The sequence below is a fragment of the Geosporobacter subterraneus DSM 17957 genome, assembly GCF_900142145.1.
Classification (GTDB): Bacteria; Bacillota; Clostridia; order Peptostreptococcales; family Thermotaleaceae; genus Geosporobacter; species Geosporobacter subterraneus.
Genome location: NZ_FQZV01000010.1, coordinates 65,771 through 81,243, shown reverse-complemented (window position 1 = coordinate 81,243; position 15,473 = coordinate 65,771). Strand labels below are relative to the sequence as shown.

14 protein-coding genes are annotated in these 15,473 nt (G+C 40.6%); all 14 read left to right on the top strand.

What is annotated here, in order from left to right:
• Positions 1-7 precede the first annotated feature (7 nt).
• The 14 genes from BUB56_RS04655 (at position 8) to msrA (ending at position 15,458) form a co-directional block, all read left to right on the top strand.
• Positions 8-1,039, top strand: coding sequence for a 3-oxoacyl-ACP synthase (locus tag BUB56_RS04655; RefSeq protein WP_110940209.1), 1,032 nt, complete (start codon positions 8-10; stop codon positions 1,037-1,039).
• Positions 1,040-1,915, top strand: a complete 876-nt coding sequence (locus BUB56_RS04650; RefSeq protein ID WP_110940208.1) for a branched-chain amino acid ABC transporter permease — start codon at positions 1,040-1,042, stop codon at positions 1,913-1,915. It begins immediately after the preceding gene.
• Positions 1,916-1,935: 20 nt separating this feature from the next.
• On the top strand, positions 1,936-2,943 hold the full coding sequence (locus tag BUB56_RS04645) for a branched-chain amino acid ABC transporter permease (RefSeq protein ID WP_110940207.1): 1,008 nt from the start codon (positions 1,936-1,938) through the stop codon (positions 2,941-2,943).
• A 19-nt stretch (positions 2,944-2,962) separates the two neighbouring features.
• Positions 2,963-3,751 carry an ABC transporter ATP-binding protein gene (locus BUB56_RS04640; RefSeq protein ID WP_110940206.1) on the top strand — a complete coding sequence of 263 codons (789 nt, stop codon included), beginning with the start codon at positions 2,963-2,965 and terminating at the stop codon, positions 3,749-3,751.
• Position 3,752: 1 nt separating this feature from the next.
• On the top strand, positions 3,753-4,472 hold the full coding sequence (locus BUB56_RS04635) for an ABC transporter ATP-binding protein (RefSeq protein WP_110940205.1): 720 nt from the start codon (positions 3,753-3,755) through the stop codon (positions 4,470-4,472).
• A gap of 68 nt (positions 4,473-4,540) precedes the next feature.
• A complete protein-coding gene (locus tag BUB56_RS04630; protein ID WP_110940204.1) occupies positions 4,541-5,755 on the top strand; it encodes an ABC transporter substrate-binding protein in 1,215 nt (404 codons plus the stop codon).
• Between the two features lie 117 nt (positions 5,756-5,872).
• Positions 5,873-7,186, top strand: a complete 1,314-nt coding sequence (locus BUB56_RS04625; RefSeq protein WP_110940203.1) for an acetyl-CoA hydrolase/transferase family protein — start codon at positions 5,873-5,875, stop codon at positions 7,184-7,186.
• Positions 7,187-7,197: 11 nt separating this feature from the next.
• On the top strand, positions 7,198-8,016 hold the full coding sequence (locus tag BUB56_RS04620; protein ID WP_110940202.1) for an alpha/beta fold hydrolase: 819 nt from the start codon (positions 7,198-7,200) through the stop codon (positions 8,014-8,016).
• A gap of 101 nt (positions 8,017-8,117) precedes the next feature.
• Complete coding sequence (locus BUB56_RS04615) at positions 8,118-8,693, top strand: TetR/AcrR family transcriptional regulator (RefSeq protein ID WP_110940201.1); 576 nt, start codon at positions 8,118-8,120, stop codon at positions 8,691-8,693.
• A gap of 355 nt (positions 8,694-9,048) precedes the next feature.
• Positions 9,049-10,788, top strand: a complete 1,740-nt coding sequence (locus tag BUB56_RS04610; RefSeq protein ID WP_110940200.1) for an ABC transporter ATP-binding protein — start codon at positions 9,049-9,051, stop codon at positions 10,786-10,788.
• Entirely contained in the window at positions 10,778-12,637 is a 1,860-nt protein-coding gene (locus BUB56_RS04605) for an ABC transporter ATP-binding protein (RefSeq protein ID WP_207650396.1), read from the top strand. The genes BUB56_RS04610 and BUB56_RS04605 overlap by 11 nt, the downstream gene beginning before the upstream one ends.
• A gap of 62 nt (positions 12,638-12,699) precedes the next feature.
• Entirely contained in the window at positions 12,700-13,323 is a 624-nt protein-coding gene (locus BUB56_RS04600) for a DUF3298 and DUF4163 domain-containing protein (RefSeq protein ID WP_110940199.1), read from the top strand.
• A gap of 205 nt (positions 13,324-13,528) precedes the next feature.
• Entirely contained in the window at positions 13,529-14,875 is a 1,347-nt protein-coding gene (locus BUB56_RS04595; protein ID WP_110940198.1) for a Na+/H+ antiporter NhaC family protein, read from the top strand.
• Positions 14,876-14,972: 97 nt separating this feature from the next.
• Positions 14,973-15,458, top strand: coding sequence for a peptide-methionine (S)-S-oxide reductase MsrA (gene msrA / locus BUB56_RS04590; protein WP_110940197.1), 486 nt, complete (start codon positions 14,973-14,975; stop codon positions 15,456-15,458).
• Positions 15,459-15,473: the final 15 nt, after the last annotated feature.

Here is a 15,473-nt window from a genome sequence, read left to right as displayed (position 1 = left end):
GATAACAATGGAAATAGAAAAAAATGTTGGAATTGTAGGGATTGGACTTTATATACCTAAAAATATCATGACTGCAAAAGAGATATCTGAAGCAACAAAAGGTGTATGGAGCGAAGACGCGGTCATACATAAGCTCGGGATCATCCGGAAAACGATACCAGGAGAAAGAGATGGAACACAAGAAATGGGGGCGCTTGCTGCTCTGGATGCTTTAAACAATTCAGATATCTCACCAAAGGATATTGATGTAATCCTATGCATGGGGGAAGAATGGAAGGAGTACCCCTTAACAACCTCTGCCTTATACATCCAAAATCGAATAGGAGCAGAGAATGCTTGGGGTATAGACGTGCAGAATAGATGCTGTACCACAGTTTCAGCTATGAAAATGGCAAAGGATATGCTGATCGCTGATGATGAGATTAATACAATCATGATTGTCGGGGGATACAGAAACGGGGATTTTGTAGATTACACAGATACGGACATGTCTATGATGTATAATCTGTCCGCAGGTGCAGGCGCATTAATTCTAAAAAAGAATTGCGGCAAAAACATATTATTGGAGTCTCATATCATTGCAGACGGGTCCCTTGCAAGGGATGCAGGCGTAGAAATTGGCGGGATTGCCAACCTCATAACAGAAAAAAATCTGGAACTGGCTTATAAATCCCTTCGTGTAATGGAGCCAGAGCATATGAAAAATAGGCTGAACGAAGTTTCACTGCCTAATTGGTTTACCTGCATAGATCGGGCTCTGGAAAAATCAAAAATGACTAGAAAAGATATTGATTATTTGGCCGTACTACATTTTAAAAGGTCAATGCATGATTATATGCTAAAAGAGCTGGGCCTAAAAGAAGAACAGTCAATATATCTCTCTTCTTATGGGCATATGGGTCAAGTAGATCAGATTTTATCTCTTAAGCTGGCACTTGATGCGGGAAAAGTAAAGGATGGTTCTGTTATCCTTATGATCGCAGCCGGAATAGGCTATGTATGGGCGGCTAACGTTATTCGTTGGGGGGAGTGGAATTAGATGTCGACTTTTTTACAATTGTTGTTCAGCAGTTTGGAAACAGGGAGTGTATATGCCCTTGCGGCGCTGGGAATTATTATTATTTTCAGAACCAGTAAAACCACGAATTTTGCACAAGGCTCGTTAGGTATGTTTAATGCCTTTGTGGCAACTATTTTTCTTATGTCAAACAATATTTCGCCATTAGTCGCTGCAGTCGTTGGTATGATCTCAGCTTTTACTACCGGTGTGGTAATAGACCTAATCATTATGAGAAGGGCAAAAAATATTTCACCCCTATCTAAGCAAATCATAACCTTTGGTCTTATAATGCTATTATCTGGAGTAGCACCGATGGTTTTTGGAACGAGCCCCTTATCATTTCCCCGGTTTATTCAATCCGGGACATTGGAGATGGTCAGTGCATCCATTACCCACAATGCATTTTTAAATATAGGTATAGGTATAGCGATTATGCTTTCATTATTTTACTTTCTACAGAAAACAAAATGGGGACTCGCAGTACGTGTTACAGCTTCAAATGAGCAGACCGCCAGACTAATGGGCGTACCTACCAAGACTGTAACCATGGGGGCATGGGCAGTTGCTGCGGCCTTGGGAACACTATCCGCGCTGATGCTGGCTCCGGCTATTACAGTAAATATTTCTATGATGGATAATGTCCAGATCAATGCGTTGATAGCCTGTGTATTGGGCGGATTTCAAACCTTCTATGGCCCGGTAATCGGGGCTTATATTATAGGGCTGAGCAAGAATATGCTGGTATATTATGTATCCTCTACATGGGGTGATGCGATCTTATATACTTTGATACTTGGGTTTATGGTATTCAGACCAAATGGAATTATTGGCAAGAGGATTATAAAGAAGGTGTAGGAAGGGGGAAGCGAAGCAGAATGAAAAACATGATCAATAGCGTTTATGGAAAATATATATTGTTTGGAATTGCACTATGCCTTACACCTATGCTCCAATCCTTTGGATTAATAAGCAGCGCTACGGTAACGATCTTTGGAACGATAATATTTTATGCAATAGTAGGTATTGGCTTAAATGTGCTGCTGGGATATTCAGGATTAATATCTCTTGGAACGGCAGGCTTTATGGGATTAGGAGCTTACATATCCGCTTACCTAACCAATGATATGAAGGTGCCCTTTATTATTTCGTTGATTGTATCCGTTACAATACCACTGGTTATTGGACTGATTATTGGCTTGATTTCCCTAAGGATAGAAGGTTATTACTTAGCCATTGCGACCCTAGGTGTTGCAGAAATATTTAGACAGGTATTTATTGAATTTGAAGTGATTACAGGAGGATTTTCAGGTAAAAGTGCAAGCTATCCTAAACTGTTTAATTTGATACAGCTGGATAGAGCCCTTACGTTTATACTTATGTCAGTAATTCTAGTCATTATTATGATTTTAACCAATAACTTCATCCATGCCCCTACAGGTAGGGCCTTACTCACCATGAGAGGAAGTGAAGCAGCAGCGCAAGCCATGGGCATAAATCTTCTAAAATATAAGCTGATAGCTTTTGCAGTAGCTACTCTGTATGCTGGACTAGGTGGTGTACTGTATGTTCACTTTATCAGATTTGCTTATCCGTCCACATGGAGTCTGACACTGTCTTTACAGGTTCTGGCCATTATTGTAATAGGTGGTATGAGAACCATAAGCGGATCGATTATAGGATCCTTTATTGTCTTCGGAATTCCTGAGCTGGTTTTAAAACGACTGCCGGTAATCGGCAACATAGACGGCCTATCATTTATATTCACTGGAATATTAATTATCACAGTAGTGTTATTCTATCCAAGGGGACTTGTATACTTCGGCAGTGATATAAAAAAAGCAATCCGCAGCAAAAAAGCAGCTGATGTGTCCTTTAAAAAATGAGAAGAAAAGGTGAACGAAGATGGATAAAAAAAAGATTTTAAGTGTTGAAAATTTATCAATAGCCTTTGGAGGGCTAAAAGCAGTGGATAATCTTAGTTTTTCTATAAATGAAAGAGAAATATATGGATTAATCGGCCCTAACGGAGCAGGAAAAACAACAGTATTCAACTGCATTACACAGTTTTACAGACCGAATGAAGGCCAGGTGCTTTTCACTAAAAAGGATGGGGAAGTACTGGATTTAGTTGGTAAAAAAACCCATGATATCATAAAGCTGGGGCTTGTAAGAACCTTCCAAAATGTTGAACTTATACAAGAGCTTAGCCTGATAGACAATCTGTTGATAGGGGCACATATAGAATTCAAAACTGGAATAATTTCACAGGCCCTAAGGCTGAGAAGTGCAGTAAAAGAGGAAACAGAGTTGAGGGCAAAAGCACTTGGCATTCTGGAATTTTTAGAACTAAAAGATAAGAAGGATGAGCTGGCCAGCGGACAGCCTTATGGGGTACTAAAAAAGATAGAACTTGGGAGAACGCTTATGGGACATCCAAAACTTATTATATTAGATGAACCGGCGGCAGGGCTTAATGACACAGAAACAAATAAACTGGCAGACCTTATTAAATTAATTAGAGATCAGTACAAGTGCAGCATCCTGCTAGTAGAGCATGATATGAGGCTGGTAATGGATATTTGTGATCGTATATGTGCAATTAACTTTGGTAAGAAGCTGGCTGAGGGTACTCCTAAAGAAATCCAATTGAATAAGGAAGTTCAGGAAGCATACCTAGGAAAGGAAGAGTAACATGGTGCAGATGGCATTAGATATTGAAAATTTAGAGGTATCCTACGGAAACATAAGGGCTTTAAAAGGGATAAATATTAAGGTTCCACCAGGAAGTATTGTAGCATTATTAGGGGCTAATGGCGCCGGTAAAACCACTACCCTGAAAGCAATCTCAGGTATCGTTGCTACCCGGGGAGGAAGGATAAAACTATTTAATAGTGACATTACGAATACTCCGGCAGAAAAGATTACAGCCTTAGGGGTTATACAGTCACCGGAAGGGCGGCAGGTATTTCCGGATTTGACAGTAGAAGAAAATCTGAGAATAGGGGCTTTTACTGTAAAAAGCAAGGCTGAGATAAAGCGAAATCATGAGAGAGTTTATAAGTATTTCCCCAGGCTCAAGGAAAGGGAAAAGCAGATGGCAGGGACCCTAAGCGGTGGAGAACAGCAAATGCTTGCGATTGCCAGAGCATTGATGGCAAGTCCAAAAGTACTTCTACTGGATGAGCCTTCGCTTGGACTAGCTCCGCTTATTGTACAGAATATATTTGAGATTGTTAAAGAAATCAATAAAGAGGGAACAACGATCCTTATAGTAGAACAAAATGCGCTGCAAACCTTAAAGATTGCCGACTATGCCTATGTGTTAGAGGTTGGAGAAATAAATATGGAAGGGAAAGCAAGTGAGTTGATTCAGGATAAAAGATTGATCGAAGCCTACCTGGGAGGGCATTAAAAATCGTTAATTATGTGTAACGCTGTTATACATAAAGCTAATAAAAAAAATATAAGAGGGGGAGAAAAATGAAAAGAAAGTTGTTGTTAATAATGGCAGCATTTTTAGTAGTTTCCGTATTCTTAACAGCATGTGGAGGAAGAGTGGAAACAGCACAAGGAGTAACAGAGAGTACAATAAAAGTAGGAAATAGTGCAGCTACGTCGGGACCTTTAGCCCCAGTGGGCGTACCTTTTAAAGCAGGAATAGAGGCATATTTTAAGATGGTTAATGAAGCTGGGGGAGTGAATGGCCGTAAAATAGAATACATACATCAGGATGATGAGTTTAATCCTGAAAAGGGTAAAGCTGCTCTGGATCGATTGATCAATGATGAGAAAGTATTTGCACTGGTGGGTCACTTCGGAACACCGATTGTAGGTGCTACACTAAATGATATTAAAGAAGCAGGCATACCAGCAGTATATTTTGCAACAGGTACAGGTATTCTTTATAATGAAAATGCTACAGGAAAAGATCGAGGAATATACCCTGTACAGCCGGTTTATCCAATGGAAGGGCGTATAATGGCGGCATGGGCAAAGGGAGAATTCAAAGGGTCAAAAGTAGGCGTTATTTATACAAATGATGATGCAGGAAAAGACCTATTAAAAGGTATCAAGCAAGAGGCTGAAAGCATGGGTGATTTGGTTGTAATTGAGCAGCAGGTTGCACCTGGAGCAGAAAACGTTTCAGCTGCTGTAACAAAGCTGAAGGATGAAAATGTAGACGTTGTTATTATTGCTGCAATTCAGGGAACTTTCCCACAAATAGTCAAAGAGCTTGCAAAACAGGGAATGGATAAACCAGCAATTACAACTTACGTTAATGTAGACCAACGTATGACAGAAGCTGTAAAAGCAGATATTGCCGGTAAATTTGATATCTTTGGAAATGCATGGGTAGATATGTCCAAGCCAGAAATTGAAAACTATAGAAAATGGATTAAGGAAACCTCTAAAGAAGATTTAAGCAGTAATGCATATGCTATGACCGGCTGGATAGCAGCTCATTTCTTTACAGAAGGCTTAAAGCGTGTTGACGGCGACCTAACTTGGGAGTCTTATATGAACGCTCTTGAGTCTGCTCCAATACAAAATCCATTTGGTGGTACAATTGATTTTTCAGAGGGAAAAAGACTAGGAACACAGCAAATGTCTCTTTCAAAAATGAACCCTAGTGCTGCCTCAGGATGGGAATCATATATCGGGTTTAAAGGCATCGATGAAATATTGGGTAACTAGTATTCATTAGGATTCATCAAATGATTGGGCTCGGCTGTTTTCAAAGCAGCCTAAAGCAAGATGCCCTTTGCAAACAGCCGGGCATAAGCAAAATTTGTAACAAGGGGGAGGGATTACATGGATTTTAGAGATAAAATTATTTCAGTTGAAACTGCTTTACAGAAAATTAAATCTAATGATATGATTGTAACGGGTTTAGCTGCGTCAGAAGCTAGAGAAATGCTGTCTAATCTGCACAAAATTGCAGGTGATGTGGAAAATATAACAGTAACTACGTGTTTACCCATGGCAGATGCAGAGTATTTTACAAATGCCCAGTATAAAAACACCTTTAACATGGAGGGATGGTTCTATACAGGTAATATGAGAAAGACACATAAAAATGGAAATATCTCATTCATTCCAAATCACTTGCATTTAGCAGCTACAAAGAGACTTGCATATACAAAACCAAATGTATATATAGGAAATGCGACGCCGCCGGATCAGCATGGATTTGTATCACTATCTTTAAGCAATGTTTATGAGAAAAGAATGATTGAAGCGGCAGATTTAGTAATACTAGAAATCAATCCAAAACTTCCCCGTACTTTTGGGGATGTAGAGGTTCATGTAAATGATATAGATTATATGATTGAAGTATCCTATGATGTACCAGAACTTCCAGATGCTGAGCCCAATGAAAAAGATTTAAAAATTGGTGCATATATCTCTGAATATATTCATGATGGTGACTGTATTCAGCTAGGTATTGGAGGTATACCAAATGCCGTTGCAGCTTCATTAATGAGTAAAAAAGACCTTGGCGTTCACACTGAAATGATGACTACAGGTATGATGAAGCTCGCCAAAGCAGGGGTTATAACCGGCAAACACAAGAATTTCAATAAAGGAAAGATTGTTGCTGCATTTGTATTGGGGACTAAAGAACTATATGATTTCGTAGATAATAATCCATCTGTAATGATTATAGATGGGCACTGGACAAATGACCCATATATCATAGGGAAAAATGATAACCAAGTCTCTATCAACACAACCATAGAGGTAGATCTTACAGGACAATGCGCTTCAGAGTCCCTAGGCTCAATTCAGTTTAGTGGGACAGGCGGTCAAGCAGATACTGCTATCGGTGCCCAGCGAGCAAAAAACGGACGCTCCTTTATAGCTCTTTATTCTACTGCAAGCATTAAAGATGGAGAAACAGGGAAACGAATGGAGATTTCTAAAATCGTACCCCAGCTTAAACCTGGTGCTGCAGTTTCTCTATCTAGAAATGATGTTGATTATGTTGTTACAGAATATGGGGTAGCATCATTAAGAGGGACATCTATTAGAGACCGGGTTAAGAAGCTCATCGATATTGCACATCCCGAATTTAGGGAAGCACTATATCGAGAAGCTGTAAAAATCGGATTAATTAATAAATAAGAGGTGATAAAATGCCAGAAATGCTGTATGGCGATAAGAAAATACATTATGAGATTTATGGTGAGGGAGAACCGCTTATATTATTAAATGGTATTATGATGAGCTGCTTAAGCTGGCAATTATTCATGCCTCAATTATCTAAAGACAAAAAAGTCATATTGTTTGACTTTTTGGATCAAGGGAAATCCTCTGCGCTCTCTGATAATGAATATACACACGAGCTGCAGGTAGAGGTGCTGAAGGCATTAATAGACCATTTAAATATTCAAAAAGCAAATATCCTTGGGATATCCTATGGAGGAGAAATAGCGCTGCAATTTGCTATAAAATATCAGAAGTACATCAATAAGCTTCTGGTATTTAATACAACAAGTTATACAACTCCATGGCTAAAGGACATCGGCAGAGGCTGGATAGGGGCTGCCAGAACTTTTGACCCAGAAGTCTTTTATCATGTTTCAATACCCTATATATACTCTCCATGGTTTTATACTGAAAACTATCAATGGATGGAGACCCGTAAAAAGGTACTGGGCAGTGTGTTTACAAGAGATTTCTTAGAAGCTATGATTAGACTCATTATTAGCTCAGAGGGATATGATATTAGGCAAAGGTTGTGTGAAATTGAAGCAGATACATTAGTAGTTGGATCAGATTATGACTATGTTACACCATGGTTTGAACAGGAATATATTCATAATCATATTAGAGGATCAAAATTTGTGGTAATAAAGAATTGTGGTCATGCCTCAATGTACGAAAAACCAAACGAATTTATATCACTTATCAATGGTTTTTTAAGTTTAAAAAAGAGCTTGTCAATAGTATAGGTAAACCCTATGTGGAAATTGGAAAATACTAAAAAATTTAATTAAATTTTAAAAAATGTAAATGGAAGGTAAAAGTTGATTCTTTAAATAGGTGATTAAACATGGATAAAAAGAATGATACAAGAACAAAGATTATGAATGTAGCTCTAAAGCTATTCTCTGAGCAGGGCTATGACTCGACCACTACAAGCCAGATCGCTAGTGAAGCAGAGGTAAATGAAGTAACCATTTTTAGACATTTTAAAACAAAAGAAAATCTATTTCAGGAGACTACGCAAAATTATGTACGAGAAATCCATCTTGATGAAATGATAAAACAGCTGGATGAAAATGACTTTTGCGGAAATGTACAGATACTATCTAGTAAATTCATGGAGCTGTGTTTTACGAATGAAAAGTTGTATAAAGTTCAGATGAAACTACCTGATGGAGAGACACAGTTTGTCAAGTTGAAGCTATCTCGTGAATTTCAAAAAGTAATAGCAGATTATTTTAGGGAATTGAAGCGAAAAGATATCATAAATGGTAATCCAGATTTGATGGCAGTGACACTTATCAATAGCTTGCTAGGAGCCTTCACCATATATGTTCTTACAGATAATACTTTCACAGACATACCCATAGAGAAAATGGTCGATGAGCATGCAAAACAGTTTGCGGCATTCTATAAAAAATAAAATGGAATGATGTTCATATAATTTAGGGAGATTTAGGGGGAAGGGAATAATTATCATGGCTGCTGTTTTAAGTATGGATGGACAAGTCCTACTATAAAAGTTTCCATGCAAACAGAAGGCAGTATATATCAAGAAAAGATAAAATAGATTGTTGACCTAATGGTAATGAACTGGAATAATCTATCCTAATAAAAATACCTCTTGGTAATTGACAAGAGGTATTTTTATTAGGATAGATTTTATTTTGGAAAAAATTTAACCCTAAGAAACATAATACGGTCATGATTGACAGATAATGGATAGCAGGGTACGATGGATTTATGATGAGCTAAAGACAGCAAGGGGAGGATATTCCATGAGAAAATTATTTTCATATCTAAAGCCCTATTGGAAGGCTGCATCATTAGCGCCGCTGCTGATGATGGTTGAAGTAATCACAGACCTGATTCAGCCTATACTCATGGCTAATATTATTGACCGCGGCATTGCTGCGGGAGATGTGGATTATATTATCAGGACAGGAATAGGGATGGTGGGTATTGCCATCATAGGACTGGCTGGAGGATTCGGGTGCGTTATTGCATCAGGGATCGCCAGTCAAAGCTATGGTGCAGACTTGCGATCAGCACTGTTTAAGAAGATACAGAGCTTTTCCTTTGCCAACCTGGATCGGTTTAAAACCTCTTCCCTCATTACCCGGATGACTAACGACGTTACCCAGGTACAGAATATGGTAATGATGTCCTTGCGAATCATGGTGCGGGCACCCCTTTTATCCATAGGCGGCATTATTATGACCGTGAGTATTAACCCCCGGTTAGCCAGTATTCTTTTTATTGCCATTCCGATTATGGCCTTCGTGCTGGTCATTGTGGCACGTAAAGGCTTTCCTTTGTTTTCTGCGGTGCAGTCCAGACTGGATCGTGTAAATGATGTGATGCGGGAAAATCTGGCAGGGATTAGAGTGATAAAGGCCTTCGTAAGGAGTGACTTGGAACAGGATAGATTTCGTACGGCTAATGAAGCATTGATGGACGTTACCGTAAAAGCATCACGCATTATGGCATCGACTATGCCTTTTATTATGCTGATCATGCATCTCAGCATTGTGGCCATTATCTGGTTTGGCGGCATTCAGGTGAATAATGGGCAGATGCAAGTAGGGGAAGTGGTTGCTTTTATTAGCTATATGACTCAAATTTTGTTTTCTCTCATGATGGTGGCCATTATTTTTATTATGTTTTCCAGAGCAAAAGCTTCCGCAGATCGTATTCAAGAGGTGCTGGAAACAGAGGTAGATCTGAAGGATCTATTTGTAGAAAGTCCAGGCTTTATTGAACAAGGAAGAGTAGTTTTTGAAAATGTCAGCTTTCGCTACAGTGATGCTAAAGGGGAACCTATATTGAAGAATATCAGTTTTACTGCGGAACCAGGACAAACCATTGCTATTCTGGGTGGGATCGGCTCAGGGAAAAGTACTTTGGTGAGCCTGATTCCACGCCTATACGATGCAACAGAGGGGGCAGTGCTGATTGATGGGCAGAATGTGCGCAATATTCCTCTGGAGCGATTAAGAAGTTCCGTGGGATTTGTGCTGCAGGAATCCATCCTGTTTACCGGTTCCATTCGAGAGAATCTGCGTTGGGGGAAAGAGGATGCGACGGATGAAGAAATGGAAAGGGCTGCACGGATGGCCCAGGCCCATGAGTTTATTATGAGTTTTCCCCAGGGCTATGACACATTGCTGGGACAAAAGGGTGTGAATCTTTCTGGGGGGCAAAAGCAACGCTTAGCCCTGGCAAGGGCTATACTAAAGGAACCTCCCATACTCATCCTCGATGACAGTACCAGTGCAGTAGATTTAGGCACGGAGTCAAAAATTCAAGCAGCCTTAAATCAAATGCAGAGAAAGCCGACGATTTTTGTGATTGCCCAGAGAATCAGTTCTGTAATGGATGCAGATAAGATTTTAATCTTAGAAGATGGCAGAATTGCGGCAGAGGGTATCCATCAACAGTTGTTGGAAACCAGTGAAATTTATCTGGATATCTATCAATCGCAAATGGGAGAGGGGGCAATCCAGCATGAGAAATAACAAGTCAGAAAGAGATTCCTCAGTGAGTGAAGGGAGATGGTCGGGAGCACGACCGGCAGGTATGGGCAATCGGCATCATGGTATGGTGATGGGTCCCATTGTAAAGGCTAAGGACATCAAGGGAACATTGAGAAAACTCTGGTACTATTTGGATCGGCAGAGGAGAACACTTATTATCGTATTTGCTCTTGTATGGATGGGGGCATTGTTAAACCTGGCAGGTCCCTATTTGATAGGCGTGGCCATTGACCGATATATACTGCCGGGAGATTTTGAGGGACTAAGATGGATTGCACTGCTGATGATGGGGATTTACGGACTCAATGCCATAAGTACATGGCTGCAGAATTACTGGATGATCGGAATGGCACAGCATATCGTTTTACATATGCGCAATGACCTGTTCGGCAAGCTGCAAACCCTACCGTTAAGTTTTTTCGACAGCAGGCCTCACGGGGAACTAATGAGCCGATTAACCAATGATATTGAAAACATCAGCAGCACCTTAAACACCAGTACAACCCAGGTTTTTTCCAGCGGAATTACCATTATAGGTACATTTCTATTTATGCTGTGGCTTAGTCCGCTGTTGACATTGCTCAGTGTTATTGTCATACCGCTTATGGCAATATGTACGAAGCTCATTGCAGGAAGGACCAGAAATTACTTTTCCGAACAGCAGAAAAATCTGGGGGAATTAAATGGCCTCATTGAAGAGACCATTTCAGGACAGCGGGTAGTAAAGGTATTCTCAAGAGAAAAAAATATCATAGAAAAGTTTGATGCCCATAATCTTCATTTGAAGGAAGCAGGGATAAAAGCCCAGGTCTTTTCTGGCTTAATTCCGCCCCTGATGAATGTACTCAATAACCTAAGTCTGGCCATTGTGGCCGGTGCAGGAGGCTGGTTGACAGTAAAGGAAATCATAACCGTAGGAACGATCGCCAGCTTTATCAGCTATGCCAAGCAGTTTACACGCCCTCTCAATGAATTGGCCAATCAGTTCAATATGATTCAGTCGGCGATTGCAGCGGCCGAAAGAGTTTTTCAGATTATGGATCAAGAGCCGGAAACAGAAGATTCACCAAATGCAATAAAGCTGGAAACCATTGCTGGAGAAGTAGACTTTGATCGGGTTTCTTTCGCTTATAAGGAGGGGGTTTTGGTGCTCAAAAACATCAATCTCCAGGTAAAAGCCGGTCAGACCATTGCTTTGGTAGGGCCTACAGGAGCAGGCAAAACCACGATTATTAATTTATTAATGCGGTTTTATGATGTAAATCAGGGATGTATTAGGATTGACGGACAGGATATCCGAAATATCAAGAGAGCAGCGCTGCGTACCTCCCTGGGTATTGTACTGCAGGATACCTATCTATTCTCAGAATCTGTGAGAGAGAATATTCGCTATGGCCGTCTGGATGCAACAGAAGAGGAGATTGAGAGAGCTGCCAGGTTGGCCAATGCCGATGGATTCATACGCCGATTGCCTCAGGGTTATGATACCATCCTCTCAGAGGAGGGCGGGAACTTGAGTCAGGGACAGAAACAGCTATTGGCTATTGCCCGGGCTATATTGGCAGATCCCGCCATACTGATACTGGACGAAGCCACCAGCAGTGTGGATACCCGTACAGAGGTACATATTCAGCAAGCCATGCTCAACTTGATGAAGGGTCGTACCAGTTTTGTGATCGCCCACCGTTTAAGCACCATACGGGATGCGGATAAAATCGTAGTAATCGATGGGGGAGAGATCCGGGAGCAGGGCACCCATGAAGAATTATTAAAGAAAAAGGGCTTTTACTACCGCTTATATATGAGTCAATTTCACCGTCAGGTTTCATAAGCACCATTCTCTTTTCAATGGCATAGGATGAAAATATATATTTTGCGAAAAGAGGGTGTAATATGAGCTTGATTAAAAACCCCGTTCAAGTGATTACACAGAGGATGGTATCAGCCAATCAACGACTAAAGATTGATTATCCAGTAATTGTAGGCATGGCCAATACTGCTGTGCAACAGCAGATGAATACAGCCATCCGCGGATTAGTAAGCCGATTGATTATTGATCAGGGCTACTATCAGAACCACCAAACCACAGTTAGCGGCTGGTATGAACTCAAAAATAATCAGCGAGGGATTTTGAGTCTGAACATCATAAACTATGCCTATGCACAAGGGGCCGCTCATGGTTTAACGGTTATAAAATCTCTTATCTTTGATATCGAGACTGGAAAAGCATATATCCTTGCGGAGCTGTTTAAGCCCGGCAGCAACTATGTAAAGGTTCTTTCTGACATTATCCGGAGGCAGATCAAAGCTAGAGATATCATTCTGCTGGATGAATTTAAAGGGATCAGACCGGATCAGGATTTTTATATTGCTGATAAATGCCTTGTAATCTACTTCCAGCTTTATGAATTGACAGCCTACGCTTTTGGATTCCCGATGTTCCCAATTTCAGTTTATGAGATACAGGATATTATTCGGGATGACGGCCCATTAGGGGTTATGGCTACCAATGACTAATAGCGGATCAAAATTGAAAACAACATTATATAAGCCGAGAATATCCCCATGATTCTCGGCTTTTTTGTTTATTGATCTCTACGCTTCTTTTCGAATATATTTAGCTTGCTAACGAGTAAAATAAGCATTTATGTCAGGTAGATTTCGTGATAACATAATATTAGGTAATCGAAAGATTGAAGAATCCAGACAAAAGAGGGATATAATGGACTTGATTATTAGTATGGGAATCGCATTTGCCGCATTGATTTATGGTGTATATAGTGGAATTTTTATTGGATATATTCTTATTGCATGTCTGTTTTTATTTGCTGTGGCAGCCTGGAGACGAGGCTTTACCATACAAAAGATTGTTGGGATGGCTTATGGCGGTGGGAAAAAGGCTCTGATTGTACTGCGAATATTTTTATTAATTGGGGCCATTACTGCAGCATGGATGGCATCGGGCACCGTTCCGGGAATCGTATATTATGGGATAAAGTTTATGAATCCAAACTATTTTATCCTATATGCATTCCTGATCAGTTCCATCGTTTCATTTCTATTAGGGACTTCCCTGGGAACCATCAGTACCGTAGGCATTTCTTTTATGATGATGGCCAAGGGCGGCGGCGTGAATACGGCAGCAGCTGCCGGAGCATTGATTGCAGGTGCTTATTTTGGAGACCGCTGTTCTCCCATGTCCTCTAGCGCCCATTTAGTGGCTAATCTAACGGAGTCAGATCTTTATATCAATATAAAAAATATGTTCAAAAGTGCGGGAATTCCTCTGCTTCTTGCTGTTATTTTTTTTGGAATCCTATCCTTTCAACAGCCCTTGGATTTTTCCGGTTCTTACATCGACCAAGAGATTTATAGGATATTTGCCATTCATTGGAGTGTACTGCTGCCCGCTTTGATCATCCTGATACTGGCGGCTTTTCGGGTGGATGTAAAAAAATCCATGTTCATCAGTATTATAACTGCTGCGGTACTTGGCATGATGCTGCAATCCTATTCAATGAGAGAAGTGCTTCAATATATTCTATTTGGTTTCCGGCTTTCCGGTGAAAGCGCGCTGCAGGGCATCATCAAAGGCGGAGGTGTTCTATCCATGTGGAAGCCCTCGCTGGTTGTAGCTGTATCCTGTGCTTTGGCAGGGATTTTCGAGGGAACAGAGATGCTGCAATATATCGAAAAATTCCTATTAAAAACAAAGACCCGGCACACGCTTTTCCTTTACACTATCCTGGTGAGTATGGCTACCGGAGCCTTTGGCTGCAGTCAATCCATATCTATTGTGCTAACAAATCAGCTTATGAAGAATTCTTATCGTGAGAAGGGATTGGACCGGCATCGGCTGGCCCTGGACATCGAAAATACCAGTGTGGTGCTGTCTCCTTTAATCCCATGGAATATTGCAGCCCTCGTGCCGACCACAACCATGGGTGTAAGCAGTACTGCCTATCTGCCTTTTGCCAGCTACCTTTATTTGATTCCCATTTGGAACTTATTATGCTATTGGATGTCAGAGCGGAAGTATCAGCCAGCAGCGAAAACTGGAGAAGTGTAAGACTGCATTTGAGTGGAAAATAAGAAAACGGGGTATATTGATATACAGAAGGATGAATCTGATAGGAAACTGTGACGGTTTCGAAAGGAGCTTTTATATGAAAGAAATAGTATTAGCGGGAGGATGCTTTTGGGGTGTAGAGGCCTATTTCTCTAGAATTGAAGGCGTGGTGGAAACAAAGGTAGGCTACGCCAATGGACATGTGGAAAACCCTACCTACAGACAGGTTTGTACTGCAGCTACAGGACATACAGAGTCCTGCTATATAAAGTATGACGAAAAAATCATCAGTCTGGAAAAACTTCTAAACCGGTTTTGGAAGATTATCGACCCTACCCTTTTAAACCGGCAGGGTCCCGATATAGGGCCACAATACCGGACAGGAATATATTATATTGATAAAGAGGATCTGGAAAGGATTCTGCAGACAAAAAAAGAACAGGAGAAGCTGTATTCTATGCCTATTGTGACAGAAATAGAGCCATTACAGTGCTTCTACCCGGCAGAGGAATATCATCAGAGATATTTGGAGAAAAACCCTGGGGGATACTGCCATATTGATTTAGATGCCCTGGGGGAATAAATCTGATATAATATA